This window comes from Chitinimonas sp. JJ19, from assembly GCF_036961565.1.
Lineage (GTDB): Bacteria > Pseudomonadota > Gammaproteobacteria > Burkholderiales > Chitinimonadaceae > Chitinimonas.
In genome coordinates this window covers 270238-287061 of record NZ_JBAMDD010000002.1, presented here as the reverse complement: position 1 = coordinate 287061, position 16824 = coordinate 270238, and the positions used below count along the sequence as shown (strand labels likewise).

Below are 16824 nucleotides of genomic sequence, written 5' to 3'. Positions count from 1 at the left end.
GATCAATGCCTCGCCGTCTGTTGATCGAGAAACTGCCGATGCAGGGTGATGATGGCCTCACCGGTACGGCTGCCGCAGACATCGGCCAGCGTGTAGTCGTCCATCTTGCCGTAGAAGGCGGCCAGCCCCGCATTGAGCGCCACCTTGAGCAGGCAGTTGCCGCGCAGGGTGCAGGGTGGGTCTTCGCAGTTGATCAGCTCGGTGCTGTGCTCCAGCCCTTGCAGTACCTGCCCCAGTTGCAGGCTTTGGGCCGGCACGGCTAGCCGGAGCCCGCCGTTGCGGCCCCGCGTGGCGGCAACCCAGCCCAGCTTGCCCAGGCGGTTGACCACCTTGACCAGATGGTTGTGCGGCACCTGGAACTGGCCGGCGATCTCAGCGATGGTGACGGGCAGGGCGCGGTCGTGCTGGGTCAGGTACATCAGCACACGCAGGCCTAGGTCAGAGAAGCGGGTCAGTTGCATGGCAGTGGCCGGTGGGGGACTGAGCTAACGATACTAAACATGCATGTAAAATGCAACTATATGGGGCGTCAGCGGGAGCGGCGCAGTGCTGGCGGAGGGAGGTACTGCAGGCCTGCTGCCCGATGCGCCCTTGCGGTGGCTGTCATGCTGCTGACTTGTTCTACCAAAACAATGCAGGGCTTCATTCATCGTGGAGTCCGGCATGTCGATAGAGAATCCTTCCCGTAGAGGTTTCATGGCGGCGGGCGCCATGGGTTTGGCCAGTGCGTCCAGTTTTTCCCAAGTCATCGCCAAGGCCTTGGCAACACCGGCGCATCAGGGTGTCGGGGGTGTCGGGGATATCGAGCATGTCGTCTTCCTGATGCAGGAGAACCGCTCGTTCGACCACTATTTCGGCAGCCTTGCCGGTGTGCGGGGTTTCAATGATCCGCGGGCTATCCCCCTGCCTTCAGGCAAGCCGGTCTGGTATCAGCCCAATGGCAGTGGCTATGTGCTGCCCTATCATTTTGACGTGCGCAATACCAATGCCCTGAAAGTGGGGCTCGATCATTCCTGGAAAGGCACCGAGGCGGCCTGGAAGGACTGGAATGCCTGGATACCCCGTAAGACGGTGCGCAGCATGGGCTATTTCAATCGGGCCGATCTGCCGTTCTATTACGCGCTGGCCGATGCGTTCACCGTCTGCGATGCCTACCATTGTTCGGTATTCGGGCCAACCGACCCTAACCGTTTCTACGCCTTGAGCGGCCATGCCAACGGCTATCTGACGGGTATTCAGGATGCCAAGCTCTACAACGTCAACAATGGCACCTATAACGCCGATATCGCCAATGACAACGCGGCCGCCAAGGGGCTGGAGTGGCAAAGCTATGCCGAGGTGCTGGAAGCCAATGGCATCAGCTGGAAGGTCTATCAGGAGTGGGATAACTACGGCGATAACTACTTGCAGTATTTCAGGAATTTCCGGGTGGATGCTGGCGGCCGTAAGCTGACGGCGGATTCACCGCTGTACCGCCGGGGCCGTGCCATGGCGCCGGGCTCGCATGGCGGCAACGCGGCGGGTACCAGCGGCCAGTGGCTGATCGATGATTTCGCTGCCGATGTCAGGGCGAATCGGCTACCGCAGGTATCGTGGATATGCGCACCCACTGAATACTGTGAACACCCCTCGCACTCGCCCAATGCCGGAGAGCATTTCGCCGCGCGCCTGCTGTCGGCACTGGTGGACAATCCCAGTGTGTGGGCCAAGACCGTGCTGATCATCACCTACGACGAGAATGACGGCTTCTTCGACCACATGCCCGCGACGGTACCGCCGCTGAGTGCGGGGCGTGGCCGCACAACGCTGGCGAATGCCGGCATGGGCGAGACCTATAACAATGCCGAGCCCATCGGACTTGGGCCACGCGTGCCGACGCTGGTCGTCTCACCCTGGAGCAAGGGCGGGCGCGTCAATTCCCAGTTGTTTGACCATACCTCTCTGATACGGCTGCTGGAAGAATGGCTGGTGCAGGGCAAGGGCTTGCCGCGCAGCCAGGTGCAATGCAGCCATATCTCGCCCTGGCGCCGGGCCGTGTGTGGCGACATGACCAGTGTCTTCAATTTTGCCAACCCCAATACCAGTTGGCCTACCAGCGTGCCGCGCAGTGCCAGCTACTTCACGTATGGCGGTAGCCGCGATGCCTTGCCCCCGGCCACGCAGAGCCTGCCCAGGCAGGAGACCACGGCCGGTGCCCAGCCGCGCCGGGCATGCGCCTTGCCCTATCGCTCGCAGGTGGTGGGCAGCACGGTGGCAGAAGCGCGCAAATACGCCCTGAGCTTCAGCAATGCCGGCTCGGCTGCGGCGACCTATATCGTCTATTCCACCGTGCGCAACGATGGGCCATGGCATTACACCGTGGAGGCCGGCAAGCAGATAGCGCTGGAAACCTGGAGCTGGAGCGGCAGCCATTACCAGTTGGTTGTCGTCAGCCACAATGGCTATGCCCGCGAGTTTGGCGGCAGCCTGGACAGCCTGCCACGCAAGGCCGAGGTACAGCTGGAGGAAGACCCTGCAGCCCGTTGCGTCAGGCTGACGTTCAGCAATGGCGGGACGCAGGTGTGTCGCTTCCGGTTGGTGGACAACGCCTATGGCGACACCACTGTACAGCTGATCGAGGTGCCGGCCGGGCAAAGCCGCAGCCTGATCCAGCCGCTCTCTGCCAGCTATGGTTGGTATGACCTGGGCGTGAAGCTGGAGGGTGACGGCAGCTACTGGCGCAGGCTGGCTGGCCACCTGGAAGGCGCAGGGCTGGATTACACCGACCCAGTACTGAACGGCCAGGCCGAGGCAGTCCCTTCGCCGCTGCCACAGCCACTACCCGTGGTGACTTTTACGACCAGCGCCAGCCAGATCCGCGTGGGGGAGAGTGTGACCGCCAACTGGCAAGGCATGCCAGCCGGGACGCAGCACTGGCTGGGGGTGTATCGCGCAGGCCAGGTACCTGGCGCCACCAGCGCGCTGAAATGGCATTACCTGCCTGCGGCAGCGGGCAGTCAGGTACTGAGCGGGTTGGCTCTGGGGGACTACTTCATCGCCTTGTTTCTGAACAATGGCTATGGCGAGGCCGCACCCAGGCTGAACCTGCGCGTTGTTAGCGGCTAGTTGGGCGGGCGGCACGTTACGCCCGTCGGCTGGGTACGAATAGGGGCTCGCCTCGGGCCCGGGGCAGGGTAAGCTGTGCACTGTTGCCTTGCTTCTGGAGTTGCCATGTCCGTATCTGCACTGGGTGCTGGTTTGTCAGGCATGCTGGGTTACCAGCGGGCGCTGGACGTCTCGGCCCACAACGTTGCCAATACCCTGACAACCGGCTTTCGGGCCCGCCAGCCCGATTTCAGCGAAGGCACCCCACCGGGTTCCGGCGTAAGGGTCGCACCCTCTGCCAGTAGCAGTGATGGCACCCAGATCGAGACCGAAATGGTGGGGCAGCTGATTTACAAGGCGGGCTTCCAGGCCTCGGCCAAGGTGGTGTCCACAGCCGACCAGATGCTGGGCGCGCTGATTGATATCAAAGCCTGATAGCTTGCTGTGAATTTGCAATCGGCGTTTGGGGCGCCCAGAGCGGTTCAGGTGCCCAGGCCCCCGACACGCCCCATTGAGCTGACTTGTGCACACGTCACGCAGTCTCTTATCTGGCGATGGGCCAGCCAGTCTCTTGCTGATACTGCAAGATCAGAGGCGTATTTCGGCCACCATCTCTTCATCTTCATCAATGCCGATTTCGACAAAGCCGAAGCTGCCATAGAAATCCTTGGCGACCGGGTTGGCCGGTACATAGGAGATCAAGATGCGTTGCACGCCGGGCTGGCTGCGAATTTCGTCGAGCGCCCGCTGCAGGGCCTGGCGGCCATGGCCCTTGCCCTGGTGGCGGCTGTCTATCATGAAGCGGTAGATGGCGTAGTCGCCTGGCTGGCCTTCTTCGGCCAGTGAGACATACATCAGAAAGCCTATCGCTTCCTCGCCCAGATAGATAGCCCGGGTATGGTAGTTCGGGTAGAAGCTGGCCTGAGCGATCGAATAGCTATTGCTGGCGAGATAGTCCTTTTGGTGATCCAGCAGTTGCAGATCGATGATGTCGTCAAAGTTGTCGCGGGTGACTGCGTTAAGGGTAATGGGCATGCTAGGTGTGGTGGCCTGGTACGGTAATGGGTAGGGAAATTCGACAGCAGGCATGGCTGCTGAAATAATGCTGATGGAATTTTTCGTGTGCCGCCTAAGAGCGGTGCGGTTCGCGGTCACACCCATACGGCGGGCATATTCTGCCCGAGCGCTTTCGCGCTGCTAACAAAACCCGGCAAAGCGGTCTGGCTAGGCGTGTATGCGCAGACAGTACCTGGGTACGGCAAGCTTGCGCAACAACGTCAGTAGGGTTTTGTTAGCGGTGCCGGGTGCTGAATAAGATTGCCACAAAGGCGTGCCTACTGATGAAAGAACAACCGGAGATACGCCGCCAGCCCAGCCAGGCTCGCGCGCAGATGAAGGTGGCACTTATATTCGAGGCGACCTTGCGCATACTGGAGCAAGAGGGCCAGGCGGCGCTCAATACCAATCGTATTGCGGCAGTGGCGGGTATCAGCATAGGCACGCTTTACCAGTACTTTCCGGACAAGGATGCTGTGCTGGTGGCGTTGGTGCAGGACGAGATTGGCCGTTGCTGCGATGCCATCCGCGCTGGCTTCGCCCAACTGCCTGCCAGCGCCCGCTATGGCGATGGCCAACGTGCTGATGTGCTGGTCAGGGTGCTGCTGGGCGCGTTTGGCGGCAAGATAGGTGCGCGGCGTGAGCTGGTCAGGGCATTGCACGCGCGCCAGCTGAGCTTTGCATTTGACCAGTACATCATTGAGCAACTGCATGGCATCCTTCCCACTCTGCCTTTGCCCAGGGCGGTACTGGCCATATTGATTCGTTCCCTGTTGCATACGGTGGACGCCACCCTGCTGCACGATGAGGGCATGCTGCAGCGGCCAGGGCTCAAGCTGGCCCTGATCAAAACCGTGCAGAACCTGACGCGCGAGGGCCTGGGCCTGCCGACCGCGCGTGCGCGGGGTCGGCAGCAAGCCCTTACTGCTTGATGAAGTCCAGCAGATCCTGATTGAGCCTGTCCTTATGGGTATCGGTCAGGCCATGGGGCGCGCCTGGGTAGACGATCAGCTTGGCCCCCTTGATCTGGCTGGCAGCGGCCTTGCCTGCCGCGTCGATGGGGACGATCTGGTCGTCATCGCCGTGGATGACCAGGGTGGGGATATCGAATCGCTTCAGGTCTGGACGGAAGTCGGTGGCCGAGAAGGCGGCGATCGAGTCATAGGTGTTCTTGTGGCCACCTTGCATGCCTTGTACCCAGAATGATTGGATCAGGCCCTGCGAGGGTTGGGCGTTCGGGCGGTTGTAGCCATAGAAGGGGCCGGAGGCGATATCGAGATACAGCTGCGAGCGATTCTGCAGCGACGCCTTGCGTATGCCGTCGAACACCGCAAGCGGCAAGCCGCCAGGATTGCTCTCGGTCTTGAGCATCAGGGGCGTTACCGCGCTGACCAGCACGGCCTTCTTGACCCGGCTGGTGCCGTGACGGCCAATATAGCGTGCCACCTCGCCCCCGCCGGTTGAGAAGCCTACCAGGGTGACATCCTTGAGCTTGAGCGTATCGATTACGCTGGCCAGGTCATCGGCATAGTGGTCCATGTCATTGCCGTCCCACGGTTGGCTGGATCGGCCATGGCCCCGGCGATCATGGGCCACTACCCGATAGCCTTGCGATGCCAGGAACAGCATTTGCGATTCCCAGCTATCCGAGCTGAGTGGCCAGCCGTGGCTGAAGGTCACGACCTGACCGTTTTTCGGACCCCAGTCCTTGTAGTAGAGGCGAACACCATCTTGGGTGACGATGTAGCTGGAGGTCTGTTCCAGGCGGCTTGCTTGTTTGGTACCCGTGTCTATGGGAGTGGCGGCCTGCACAGAGAAAGTGGTGGCAAGCAGGGACACGGCGAGGGTGCGGTGTAGCAGGTTCATGGTGTTCCTCTTCGCATGGTTGATGTCGTGTAAGGCATTGCCTGTTGGCAGGAGGAACTGTACTGCTTGCGACAATATGAATGATCACGCAAAGTATCAGTAATTTGATCAGGAGTATTGCTGTGGCAGATAGACTCGCCGCCTTGCTGACCCACTTTGCGGTGACGGCCAAGGTATTTCATACCGGGGTGCTGTGCGGTATCCACGATCTTGCAGATGAGCAGGCCGTTGGCTATCTGCACCTGATCCGGCGCGGACGCCTGGTGGTCAGCCACGCCCAGGGGGCTACCGTGCAGGTAAGCGAACCCAGCTTGCTGTTTTACCCGCTCCCTATGGCGCACCGTTTCATCAGCGATGGCGATCAAGGCATAGACACGGCCTGCGCCCGGCTGCACTTTGATGGTGGTGCGGCCAATCCCATCGTGGCCGCGCTGCCGGCGTTTTCCTGCCTGCCGCTGGCCGAGCTTGAGGGGGCTGAAGGCATACTGGATCTGTTGTTCAACGAAGCCGCCAGGCAACACTGTGGCCGGCAGACGGTGCTGGACAGATTGTTTGAAGTGCTGTTGATCCAGGTGCTCAGGCATCTGATGGAGCACGGGCAGACGCAAGCGGGCATGCTGGCGGGCATGGCGCATCCACGCCTGCGGCACGCCTTGGTGGCCATGCACGAACAGGCGGCTGGCGATTGGTCGCTGGAGGCGTTGGCGGTACAGGCGGGTATGTCGCGCAGTGTGTTTGCCCATACTTTCCGCGAGGTGGTGGGCTGCACACCGGGCATTTACCTGCAGCGCTGGCGCATGGCGCTAGCCCAGAAACTGCTGCTGCAGGGGAGCCCGCTCAAACTAATAGCGGGCGATACCGGCTATGGCAGCGAGGCGGCCCTGTCGCGCGCCTTCAAGGCGCAAACCGGTCTGTCGCCCAGGCTGTGGCTGGGCCAGCGGAATCCGAAGCAGTCCTCTCCTCCGGCAGTTCCGTAGCGCAATGCGGCGACAAACCTGAGCAAGCCACGTCGTTAGCGGGTTCAGGTAATCCGTATTTTCATGTATCTAATTGATATTAAATAGTTTTATGTCTTGTTTTTCGCTCTGGCGAATGCGAGTAGACGAGTACCTTTCCGGATTCTAGATTATGCCTTCGTCATTGCTCGTGCCACGGGCTTGCCGATGCCATCGTGCGTTCCGGATTCGCCGGGACGAAGGGCAGATTGGGCGCGTTATCTCTTCAACCGGGTGCCGCTGGCCGGCACAACAAGGAATTCGTCATGATGCTTTTCAAGAAATCTTTAATACATGCCTGTGTGGCCGGCCTGCTGGCTGCCACCCAAACCGGCGCGCTAGCGGCCGATACGGTGCCGGAGAACAAGGCGCTGGCCCGCCAGATGGCCATCAGTGAGGTACAGGCACTGGAGGGAGCTGGCCGGTTTGATGAGACTCAGGTGCTGGTCAAGTTCCGCCCCGGCGCCAGTGCGGCGGAGCGGGAACGGGTGATCCGCTCATTTGGTAACGGTGCCCGGCGCCTGGGTGGTCAGGGCAAGCAGGTGATGGCTGCGGGTGAGTTCTACGTGGTCAAGCTTGGGCGCCGCTGGTCGGTGGCATCGGTGATGTCGCGTATCGCAGAGGATGACAGCGCCGTCGACTATATCGTGCCGGACTGGATACTGAAGCTGCAGGCAGAGCCTGCCAATGACCCGGACTTTGCCAAGGTATGGGGGGTACAGGGGCGCAATACGTCACCAGCCAGCCCCTTTGGTACGGGCGCGGCCGAGATGTGGGCCAAGGGCTATGTGTGCAAGTCGGCCGCGCCAGCCTATGTGGCCGTGCTGGATACCGGTGTACGGACCACCCATCAGGACTTACGTGACCAAGTGTTTCTCAATCCGAACGATGCCGTGGTGGACCAGCGTGACGACGACGGCAACGGTCTGGTGGATGATGTGAAGGGCTGGAATTTCTACGCCAACAATAGCAATGTCGAAGACGACCACAGCCACGGCACCCATGTGGCGGGCACCATTGCGGCAAGGCGCAACAATGCCTTGGGTTCGGTTGGCATGTGCGGCGACGGTGGGGTGAAAATCATCCCGGTCAAGGTGTGCAGCAGCGGTGGCAGTTGCCCCACCAGTGCCGTGCTGGCGGCTATGAACTACGTGGTTGATTTGAAAAAGAATCGTGGCATCAATGTGGTGGCGGTCAATCTTTCGCTGGGCGGGCTCACCAGCACGCCCAACCTCGCCGGCATAGAGTATTTCCAGGCGGCGCAGGAGGCCGGCATCATGGTGGCGGCGGCTGCCGGCAACAATGGTGTCAATACCGACGACCGCTTTATGTGGCCGGCCAGCCTGCCGGTGGACAACATCATCTCGGTGGCCAATCTGAAGGCGGATGGCCTGCTGTCGACCTCTTCCAACTATGGTGCCAGCTCGGTGGATATTGCGGCGCCCGGTTCGAGCATCTATTCCACCGTGCATGCCTCGGATAGTGCCTACAACTGGAAATCGGGTACCTCCATGGCGGCACCCCATGTGGCTGGCGCCATAGGCTTGTACCGGGTGCTGCACCCGCAGGCAGGCGTGGTGGAGACCCGCAATGCACTGTTTGGCACGGCTGCGGTAGAGAGCACCCTGCAGGGCAAGGTGGATGGCGCCCGCCGGCTTGATGTCTCTGGCTGGCAGTGGAATACCGTGACCACCAGCTATGTGGCCCGTTGCGGCCTGAATGCCAGCAAGACCGGCTTCTGGTTCCTGGTGAACGCCTATACCGACGACAGCCGCCGCACGGTGCTGCGCTATATGGGGATCACCTACAAGGCCTATGACCCGACGGGCAAGCTGCTCAATACCTATATCGGCCGCACCAACAACAACGGTGCCGCGCTCTGGGCATTCAACCGTAGTGCCCAACCCTGGGGGCAGCAGTTCACCGTGCAGGTGCAGACCGATGACGGCGGTAGCCGTACCTACAGTAGCAGCGAGTTGAACTGCCCCGTGCCTTGAGCCATTGGCCGGCCATGAGTGGCGACCCCGTTAGGATATGACAGTGCCGCCATGGGCGGGCGCGACATGGATGCGACATCCATTTGCGGCAACGCAACAGCCTATCAAACGATTGTTTGAAATCCGAACGGCTGTGCTACATTGCGTCCTGTAGTCGCAGTGCAGCTCGCTACGAGTTGCCCTGCGAGGCCGCCGGGCTAGCCCGGCCGGTTTGCCTACGCTTGGGTACTTAGGGCACGTCGGTCATCACCGGCGTGCTTTTTTTCTTTGTGCGCTGCCTGGGCGCATACAAGGTAAAATCTCGCGGTTTACTCATCCATAAGCGCGTATAGGTAATGGCCAAACCCACCAAGCCCGCCAGTTTCGAGGCGGCCATGTCCGAACTGGAAACCCTGATAGCCGAGATGGAGCGTGGCGACGCCCCGCTGGAGACAGCCTTGCTGTCGTACAAGCGCGGCGGTGAGCTGATACGTTATTGCCAGGAACAACTGGCTGCTGCCGAGCAGCAGATCAAGGTACTGGATGGCGATAGCCTCAAGCCTTTGGACCTGGAGGAGGCAGAATGAGCGCGCAGCACGATTTCCAGACATGGTCGTTTGCCATACAGCAACAGATGGAACTGGCGCTCGGTGGTTTGCTGCCACCTGCCAGCCAACTGCCGCAGCGGCTGCACGAGGCCATGCGCTATGCCGTGCTGGGTGGCGGCAAGCGGGTCCGGCCGCTACTGGTGTTTGCGGCTGGCGAACTGGTCAACGCACCGGTCGAGCGCTTGCAGCATGCCGGCAGCGCGGTGGAGATGATCCACGCCTATTCGCTGGTGCATGACGATATGCCCTGCATGGATGATGACGTCCTGCGCCGTGGCAAGCCCACCGTGCATGTGGAGTTTGACGAGGCCACGGCCTTGCTGGCCGGCGATGCCCTGCAGACGGCGGCGTTTGAGGCCTTGACCATGCAGGCCTTGGCGGATGAGCCGGCCGATCAGTTGCGCATGGTCAAGCTGCTGGCCAATGCATCGGGTGCTGCGGGCATGGCTGGCGGCCAGGCCATAGACTTGGCTTCGGTGGGGCAACCCTTGAGCCTGCCCGAGCTGGAGCATATGCACATACTCAAGACCGGCGCCTTGATACGGGCATCGGTATTGCTGGGCAGCTATTGTGGCGAGCCGCTGGCGCCGGCCCAGCGCGACAAGCTTGATCGCTTCGCCAAGCTGATGGGCCTGGCCTTTCAGGTGGTGGATGACATCCTGGATGTAGAGGCCGATACGGCGACCCTGGGCAAGACGGCGGGCAAGGATGCGGCGCATGACAAGCCCACCTATGTCTCGCTGCTGGGGCTGAAGGAAGCCAAGCTGCGTGCAGCCGAGCTGGAGACCGAGGCCTTGGCCTGCCTCGATGAATTTGGCACGCGCGCAGCCAGGCTGCGCGAACTGGCGCACTTTATCGTGCACCGGGCTTTTTGATTTCGAATCACTACAGGCGGCCCATGTGTACCCCGGTGCCCGCCGCCTTACCTAGTTGAACGTCATGGCTTATCCGCTTCTCGACAATGTCAATCTGCCTGCCGATCTGCGCGGCTTCGACCAGGACCAGCTCAAGCAGTTGGCCGGCGAGCTGCGGGAGTTCCTGCTGGATTCCATCAGCAAGACCGGTGGTCACTTTGCTTCCAATCTGGGCACCATAGAGCTGACCATTGCCCTGCACCATGTGTTTGAGACACCGCACGACAGGCTGGTGTGGGATGTGGGCCATCAGACCTATCCGCACAAGGTGCTGACCGGCCGCAAGTCGCGTATGGATACCATGCGCAAGTACCACGGCCTGGCGGGCTTTCCCAAGCGTGAGGAAAGTGAATACGACACCTTTGGCGTGGGCCATAGCTCTACCAGCATAGGCGCGGCGCATGGCATGGCCGAGGCCAGCAAGATACAAGGCCAGCGCCGCAAGGTCGTGGCGGTAATAGGCGATGGCGCCATGACGGCGGGGCAGGCATTCGAGGCGCTGTTCAACGCCGGCGACAAGGATACCGACCTGCTGGTGGTGCTGAACGACAACGAAATGTCGATCTCGCCCAATGTGGGCGCGTTCAATGCCTATCTGGCCAAGCTGCTGTCTGGTCGCTTCTACCAGGGCTTTCGCTCCACCGGCAGCAAGGTGCTGGAGAACGTGCCACCTTTGCACGAGCTGGTGCGCCGTGGCGAGGAGCATGTCAAAGGCCTGTTCTCGCCCTCTACGCTGTTTGAGGAATTTGGCTTCCATTATGTGGGCCCGATAGACGGCCACGATCTGGATGCACTGATACCGACCTTGCAGAATCTCAAGAGCCTGTCTGGGCCGCAGTTCCTGCATATCGTTACCAAGAAGGGGCAGGGCTACAAGCTGGCCGAGGGCGATCCGGTGAAATACCATGCCGTGACCCCCTTTACGCCAGCCGACGGCATGGCAGCCAAGGCGGCCAGCAAGCCTTCCTATACCCAGATATTTGGCGACTGGCTGTGCGATATGGCGGCCCAAGATGCGCGCCTGGTGGGGATCACCCCGGCCATGCGCGAGGGTTCGGGCATGGTGCGCTTCGAGCAGTTGTTCCCCACGCGCTATTACGATGTGGGCATCGCCGAGCAGCATGCGGTGACGTTTGCCGCTGGCCTCGCCTGCGAAGGGCTAAAGCCGGTGGTGGCCATCTATTCCACCTTCCTGCAACGCGCCTACGATCAGCTGATACATGATGTCGCGCTGCAGAACCTGCCCGTGGTGTTCGCCATAGACCGCGCCGGCCTGGTGGGGGCAGACGGTCCCACCCACGCCGGTAGTTTTGATATCACCTATCTGCGTTGCATACCCAATATGGCCGTGCTGTGCCCGGCCGATGAGGATGAGTGCCGCCAGATGCTGTACACGGCCTTCCAGCTTGATCAGCCCAGCGCTGTGCGGTACCCGCGTGGTACCGGGCCGGGCGTGGCGGTGAACCAGGCCTTCACGGCACTGCCCGTGGGCAAGGGTGTGGTGCGCAGGCAGGGCAAGCGTATTGCCATCCTGGCATTTGGCTCCATGCTCACCCCTGCCTTGCAGGCAGCCGAGGCGCTGGACGCTACCGTGGCCAATATGCGCTGGGTCAAGCCGCTGGATGTGGAACTGGTCAAGCAGCTGGCAGAAACCCATGATCTGCTGGTGACGGTGGAAGAGAACGCCATCATGGGCGGTGCCGGTTCGGCGGTGATCGAGGCCATGGCGGCACAAGGTCTGCTTAAACCCGTGCTGCAACTGGGCCTGCCAGACCGTTATGTAGACCATGGCGACCCGGCCTTGCTGCTGGCCGAATGTGGCCTGGATGCAGCGGGAATCACCGCCAGCATCCGCCAGCGGTGGGCGATTTAAACCCGCTGCCTGGTGCCATCGCCCTTGTTGTCCCATTGCGGTGGACGAGGCGATGGGGCTGTCTTTTTTACCCCACTTTTTTTCTGACAGATAGCCGGGGGTATGCGAGCTGTGACGATGGCGCGGGATTCAGCGCTAGAATCGTCACCTCGCCCGAAGGCCGTCGGGTTTTATTTCACGAGGTGCATGTGTTTCTATCCCGCTTCCAATCCCTTTATGCCTTGACGTTGGCGCTGCTGCTGGCAACCCCGCTGGCCAGCCAGGCGACGACTGTTCGCCTGGAAACCTCGCTGGGCCCGGTGGATATCGAGTTGTATGACACCGAGGCGCCCAAGACGGTGGAAAACTTCCTGGGCTATGTGAAGCGGGGCGATTACAACAGCAGCTTCATGCATCGCAGCGTTCCGGGTTTTGTCGTGCAGGGTGGTGGCTTTGCCTGGCGTAACAGCACCAACGCCGTGGATGCCATTCCTACCCAGCCTGCCGTGGTCAATGAGTTCAGCACTGCCCGCTTGAACAAACGGGGCACTGTGGCGATGGCCAAGCTGGATGGTCAACCCAATAGCGCCACTTCACAATGGTTCGTCAACTTGGCTGACAATCCTAGCCTGGATAGCCAGAATGGTGGCTTCACCGTGTTCGGCAAGGTGAAAGACACCAGCATGGCGGTGATTGATGCCATGGCTAAACTGCAGCGTGTCAACGCAGGCAGCCCTTTCAATGAGCTGCCCATTACCAGTATGCCTAGTGGCTATCTGGGCCGCAGCAACCTGGTGATGGTGAACCGGGCAGCTGTCTACGATGCCAACTACGATGCAGACCGGGTGTTCGATTACCTGGAAGCGACTTACCCACAGTATCTTGGCACGGTTAAATCGACCTCGGCTTCGGCTGCCGGCTACTACCTGCGTTACTACCCTGGCAAGGAAGCCTATATTGGTACAGCCAATGGCACGCTGTATTACCTGGTGCCCAGCATCAGCCCCAATGTAGAGTCTTTGGGCTCGATGGCAGACTGGATCAAGGCGGTTGCCGCCGCCGGTTACTGATACCAACCGTTCTAGCTGCGTAATCGAGAAAAGCCTGCTTGATGCAGGCTTTTTTTTTCATGCTGCGTGGCAAGTATGTGGGGACACTAGCAAGGATGACAGGCCATGCGCTGCGGGCTGTAAAACAGCTTGCAAATAGAAATGGTTATCATTATCATAATTTCAACTTGCTCAGTTAGCCCGGCGGTTGCGATCGGGAAGCGAATGGCCATGCTGATTGAGAAGTGCGAGGCGACATCCTGCTGCCTCACAGTAGGTTGCTGCAACGTTTGTCACCACCCAGTACGGACTGAAGGCCCCACTTGTGGGGCCTCTTTTTTTGCCCATGACAAAGCAGGGGCGGAGGGTGGGGATGCAATCAGGTGGCGCTGACCGCCAGAGCGAGGGTTGCCCCGGTGCCTGCTTGGTCTGTCATCAACCGGCTATGTCTGGCGTCCATAGCAGGCGCTCACTCACCGGGGTAGCGCACGCCAATCTGCGCGCGGATGGTGTCCAGGGCCTGCAGGGTGGCCAGGGTGTCCGCCAGGGGCATGTGTGGGCTTTCCAGCAGGCCCAGGCGTAGGCAGCGGTGGACTTCTTCCAGCTCGTAGCGATAGCCATTGCCACTGATGGGCACATTGATAAGGCGCGGAGCTTGCCCTTGCTGCTGCAGGGTCAGTTGCGACGGGAAATAGAACGGTGCGTGCAGGCGTAGCGTGCCCTGCGAGCCCAGCAGGATGGCTTCGGTAGGCGAGGGGGCGCGTAGGCTGCACCAGCCGGAGGAGAGTCCGCCGCCGGCATGCTGCAGGGTGAAGGCGGTCTGTTCGTCAACGCCGGTCATGCCCAGTTCGGCCATGCTCTGTATACGGGCTATCTGGCCCAGGAACAGGCAGGCCAGCGACAAGGGATAGATGCCGATGTCCAGCAAGGCGCCGCCGCCCAATGCCGGATTGAATACCCGGTGGGCGGCATCAAACGGTTGCCGGAAACCAAAGTCCGCCTGCACCCCTTGCAGCTCGCCTATGGCGCCCCTTGCCACCAGCGACTGGGCTTCGATGATGGCAGGGATGAAACGCATCCACATTGCTTCCATCATGAAGACCTGCTGTTCGCCGGCCAGTGCGATGGCCTGTGCCGCCTGCTGGGCATTGAGGGTGAACGGCTTCTCGCACAGCACGGGCTTGCCTGCGGTGAGGCAAAGCTGCAGGGCATCAAAATGCTGGGCGTGCGGGGTGGCGATGTAGACAGCGTCCACCGCTGGGTCGGCGACCAGCTCGGCATAGCTGCCATAGTGCCGTGCCGCGCCAAAGGTCTGGGCAAAGCTGGCGGCCTTGGCCGCCTCGCGTGAAGCGACCGCGTATAGCCTGGCGTCATCCAGTTCGGCCATCGCCCTGGCCAACTGGCTTGCAATGCCGCCGGTGCCGAGTATGCCCCATTGCAGGATGGTCATGATGGGTGGGTGGCCTGTCTGATGAAAGTGTTCGTCATATCGGTGGGGTACGCCATTCTGCCGTTCAGGCTGTGTTGTGGCCTAGCACAGGGTATCAACAGCGCCTGCGCAGGCCTCTCCCACCATCCATGATCTGAGTTCATAACCGGCGCTATGCATGGCTATGGGTACGCAGGAAGGCCAGCAGCCGGGGGAAGATGTCGGTGGCTACATTCTTGCCCATGAAGATGTCCTGGTGGCCATAGCCGGGGAAGACATGCAGTTGGTGGCGGCCGGGGACGATTTGTTCCAGCCGCTGATGGCAAAGGATGTTGGAATCGGCGAACACCCGGTTCTCCTGCCCCTGTACCAACAGCATGGGCGTAGTGACCTTGCTGGCCTGTGAGAAGTAATTATCGGGCAGGGCTGCATAGCGTGGATTGCCGGGCTCGAACTTCACTGCGTCGTGGTTGGCGTTCACCATCTTGAGCACATGGCGGTAGTAGTTGACGCTGATGCCGCCAAACAGATCGCCCAGCCTGTCGTGGGTCTCTTTGGCCATGTTCTCGTGCATGAACAGGGCGGGTTTGCCGGCGCCCCACATAAAGCTCAGCATATGGCATTCGGACGAATCGCATTCATGGTGGAACCAGTCCACGCCCATGGCCAGCAGTTTGCCGGCCGACCAAGCCGGCTGGTGCCGCCAGCGCGGATTGACATATTCCACCCCCAGCAGCCAATCACAGGCAAATGGCCCCAAGCCCAGTTTCAGCTTGGAAAAGGCAGGCACGCGGGCGGTCAGGGCGATGCTGTTGAGGATCACGCTGCTGACGCCGCCCACCTGGCCGGCGAACAGGCTCATGCCGAAGGTGAGGGCGCCGACGCAGTGCGCGATCACATGGATGCGCTTATGTGGGCCGACCAGCTGGCGCAGGGTGGCGATGGCTGCGGGGTGGTCGTACAGCGCCAAATCGTCCAGGTTGGCGCTACCCCGGACCAGGTTGTAGGGAAAGCGGTTGCTGCCCCGATGATCGAGTGTGAAGACATCCCCATAGCCCTGATCCAGCAGGTGCTGCACCAGGTTCTCGTGCTCGGGCATGATGAACATATCGGACGAGGTGGTCAGGCCGTGGATGATCAGGACCACATCATCACAACTGGCGCGCTGGAAACGGGTCAGCGATAGCCCAAGGCCGTCGCCGGTGGTGAAGGCATGTTCGCTGATGCTGGCGCCTTGTACTCCCTCCGTGGTGTAGCGCGGGTAGAGCCGGGGTGCTTCATAAGGCCTGGGGGGCAACGAGGGGCCGTAGATTTGCCAGAGCGAACCGGCGAAGAATTCGCCAAAGGCAGCCAGCCCGGCCAGGCTGTTGTTGCCTGCTGCATCGGTCGCCCGCACGGTGCGTAGCACCTTGGCAAAGTCCACCACGCCCAGGCTCAGTATGCCGGTGGCCAGCAGATCGCTCTGCGGCGCCTGCTCGGGCGTGACATGGCCGACAAACAGGTTGGTATAGAGCGTGGTGGTGTCGTGCCACAGGTCAAAGCCGAAGTGGTGCTGCACTTCCTTCTCACCTGCCAGGGTAAAGCGTTCGCCATCTTCGTTGCGGCAATAGACCCGGTAGTTCATCACCTTGCGGTCACGGTCTGCCGTGTTGGGCATCAGCATGAAGCGGCCAGACTCCACCTCGGCCCTGCCACCCACCAGCGGGCCTTCGACATAGCCGGTCAATTGCGCTGCGTGCTCGGCCGTATCGAGAAAGGTTTTCAGGTCATCGACATCGACGTTGACATGCAGGGACAGCGGCAAGCCGGCAGCGCGTCCTTCCTCGAAGCCATCGCTGAAGCTGCTGCCGCCCAGGCTGGCGTAGCCGCTCATGGTCTCGGCAAAATGTATGCGTATGCCGCTGAGATGTTCGTTCATGCCTCTCTCCTTCTGTTCTTATGCTTGGGGCCGCTAACAAAGCCCAGCGAAACGGGTGCCGGCCAGGGTGGCAGCGC

At 61.0% G+C, this 16824-nt stretch carries 14 protein-coding genes; 9 read left to right on the top strand and 5 right to left on the bottom strand.

The features are described from left to right. Positions 1-2: 2 nt before the first annotated feature. Positions 3-461, bottom strand: a complete 459-nt coding sequence (locus tag V7714_RS03775) for an Rrf2 family transcriptional regulator (RefSeq protein WP_335388286.1) — start codon at positions 459-461, stop codon at positions 3-5. 202 nt (positions 462-663) lie between these two features. On the opposite strand from V7714_RS03775, the gene V7714_RS03770 reads away from it, so the two are divergent. Together V7714_RS03770 and V7714_RS03765 are read left to right on the top strand one after the other, a co-directional pair. Beyond that, positions 664-3105: a phosphocholine-specific phospholipase C gene (locus tag V7714_RS03770; protein WP_335388283.1), complete on the top strand. Its 2442-nt coding sequence runs from the start codon at positions 664-666 to the stop codon at positions 3103-3105. 105 nt (positions 3106-3210) lie between these two features. Continuing rightward, positions 3211-3519, top strand: coding sequence for a flagellar basal body rod C-terminal domain-containing protein (locus V7714_RS03765; protein WP_335388280.1), 309 nt, complete (start codon positions 3211-3213; stop codon positions 3517-3519). 153 nt (positions 3520-3672) lie between these two features. On the opposite strand, the gene V7714_RS03760 is transcribed toward V7714_RS03765, so the two are convergent. Then, a complete protein-coding gene (locus V7714_RS03760) occupies positions 3673-4119 on the bottom strand; it encodes a GNAT family N-acetyltransferase (protein WP_335388278.1) in 447 nt (148 codons plus the stop codon). Positions 4120-4424: 305 nt separating this feature from the next. On the opposite strand from V7714_RS03760, the gene V7714_RS03755 reads away from it, so the two are divergent. After that, positions 4425-5072, top strand: a complete 648-nt coding sequence (locus V7714_RS03755) for a TetR/AcrR family transcriptional regulator (RefSeq protein ID WP_335388275.1) — start codon at positions 4425-4427, stop codon at positions 5070-5072. Here V7714_RS03755 and V7714_RS03750 read toward each other — a convergent pair. Beyond that, the gene (locus tag V7714_RS03750; protein WP_335388272.1) at positions 5062-6006 is read right to left on the bottom strand and encodes an alpha/beta fold hydrolase; all 945 of its coding nucleotides are present in this window, start codon (positions 6004-6006) and stop codon (positions 5062-5064) included. The two genes, V7714_RS03755 and V7714_RS03750, sit on opposite strands and share 11 nt — an antisense overlap. A gap of 122 nt (positions 6007-6128) precedes the next feature. Here V7714_RS03750 and V7714_RS03745 point away from each other — a divergent pair, with 122 nt between their 5' ends. The 6 genes from V7714_RS03745 to V7714_RS03720 all read left to right on the top strand — a co-directional run bounded on the left by V7714_RS03745 (position 6129) and on the right by V7714_RS03720 (position 13421). Continuing rightward, positions 6129-6983, top strand: a complete 855-nt coding sequence (locus V7714_RS03745; protein ID WP_335388269.1) for an AraC family transcriptional regulator — start codon at positions 6129-6131, stop codon at positions 6981-6983. A 284-nt stretch (positions 6984-7267) separates the two neighbouring features. Continuing rightward, positions 7268-8998 (top strand): S8 family peptidase, encoded by a 1731-nt coding sequence (locus tag V7714_RS03740; RefSeq protein ID WP_335388267.1) that lies wholly within the window; start codon positions 7268-7270, stop codon positions 8996-8998. A 335-nt stretch (positions 8999-9333) separates the two neighbouring features. After that, the gene (locus tag V7714_RS03735; protein ID WP_290333178.1) at positions 9334-9564 is read left to right on the top strand and encodes an exodeoxyribonuclease VII small subunit; all 231 of its coding nucleotides are present in this window, start codon (positions 9334-9336) and stop codon (positions 9562-9564) included. Beyond that, complete coding sequence (locus tag V7714_RS03730; protein WP_335388264.1) at positions 9561-10460, top strand: polyprenyl synthetase family protein; 900 nt, start codon at positions 9561-9563, stop codon at positions 10458-10460. Before V7714_RS03735 ends, V7714_RS03730 begins: the two co-directional genes overlap by 4 nt. A gap of 64 nt (positions 10461-10524) precedes the next feature. Beyond that, positions 10525-12372 (top strand): 1-deoxy-D-xylulose-5-phosphate synthase, encoded by a 1848-nt coding sequence (gene dxs, locus V7714_RS03725; protein ID WP_335388261.1) that lies wholly within the window; start codon positions 10525-10527, stop codon positions 12370-12372. A 188-nt stretch (positions 12373-12560) separates the two neighbouring features. Beyond that, entirely contained in the window at positions 12561-13421 is an 861-nt protein-coding gene (locus tag V7714_RS03720; RefSeq protein ID WP_335388258.1) for a peptidylprolyl isomerase, read from the top strand. Between the two features lie 448 nt (positions 13422-13869). Here V7714_RS03720 and V7714_RS03715 read toward each other — a convergent pair whose 3' ends face one another. Then, a complete protein-coding gene (locus V7714_RS03715; protein ID WP_335388255.1) occupies positions 13870-14850 on the bottom strand; it encodes a Gfo/Idh/MocA family protein in 981 nt (326 codons plus the stop codon). Positions 14851-15001: 151 nt separating this feature from the next. Beyond that, complete coding sequence (locus tag V7714_RS03710; RefSeq protein WP_335388253.1) at positions 15002-16747, bottom strand: alpha/beta fold hydrolase; 1746 nt, start codon at positions 16745-16747, stop codon at positions 15002-15004. Positions 16748-16824 lie beyond the last annotated feature (77 nt).

Bases quoted from the DNA above. Each gene is read 5' to 3' on its own strand.
- V7714_RS03775 (WP_335388286.1), bottom strand. From the start codon at position 461: ATGCAACTGACCCGCTTCTCTGACCTAGGCCTGCGTGTGCTGATGTAC.
- V7714_RS03770 (WP_335388283.1), top strand. From the start codon at position 664: ATGTCGATAGAGAATCCTTCCCGTAGAGGTTTCATGGCGGCGGGCGCC.
- V7714_RS03765 (WP_335388280.1), top strand. From the start codon at position 3,211: ATGTCCGTATCTGCACTGGGTGCTGGTTTGTCAGGCATGCTGGGTTAC.
- V7714_RS03760 (WP_335388278.1), bottom strand. From the start codon at position 4,119: ATGCCCATTACCCTTAACGCAGTCACCCGCGACAACTTTGACGACATC.
- V7714_RS03755 (WP_335388275.1), top strand. From the start codon at position 4,425: ATGAAAGAACAACCGGAGATACGCCGCCAGCCCAGCCAGGCTCGCGCG.
- V7714_RS03750 (WP_335388272.1), bottom strand. From the start codon at position 6,006: ATGAACCTGCTACACCGCACCCTCGCCGTGTCCCTGCTTGCCACCACT.
- V7714_RS03740 (WP_335388267.1), top strand. From the start codon at position 7,268: ATGATGCTTTTCAAGAAATCTTTAATACATGCCTGTGTGGCCGGCCTG.
- V7714_RS03735 (WP_290333178.1), top strand. From the start codon at position 9,334: ATGGCCAAACCCACCAAGCCCGCCAGTTTCGAGGCGGCCATGTCCGAA.
- V7714_RS03730 (WP_335388264.1), top strand. From the start codon at position 9,561: ATGAGCGCGCAGCACGATTTCCAGACATGGTCGTTTGCCATACAGCAA.
- dxs (WP_335388261.1), top strand. From the start codon at position 10,525: ATGGCTTATCCGCTTCTCGACAATGTCAATCTGCCTGCCGATCTGCGC.
- V7714_RS03715 (WP_335388255.1), bottom strand. From the start codon at position 14,850: ATGACCATCCTGCAATGGGGCATACTCGGCACCGGCGGCATTGCAAGC.
- V7714_RS03710 (WP_335388253.1), bottom strand. From the start codon at position 16,747: ATGAACGAACATCTCAGCGGCATACGCATACATTTTGCCGAGACCATG.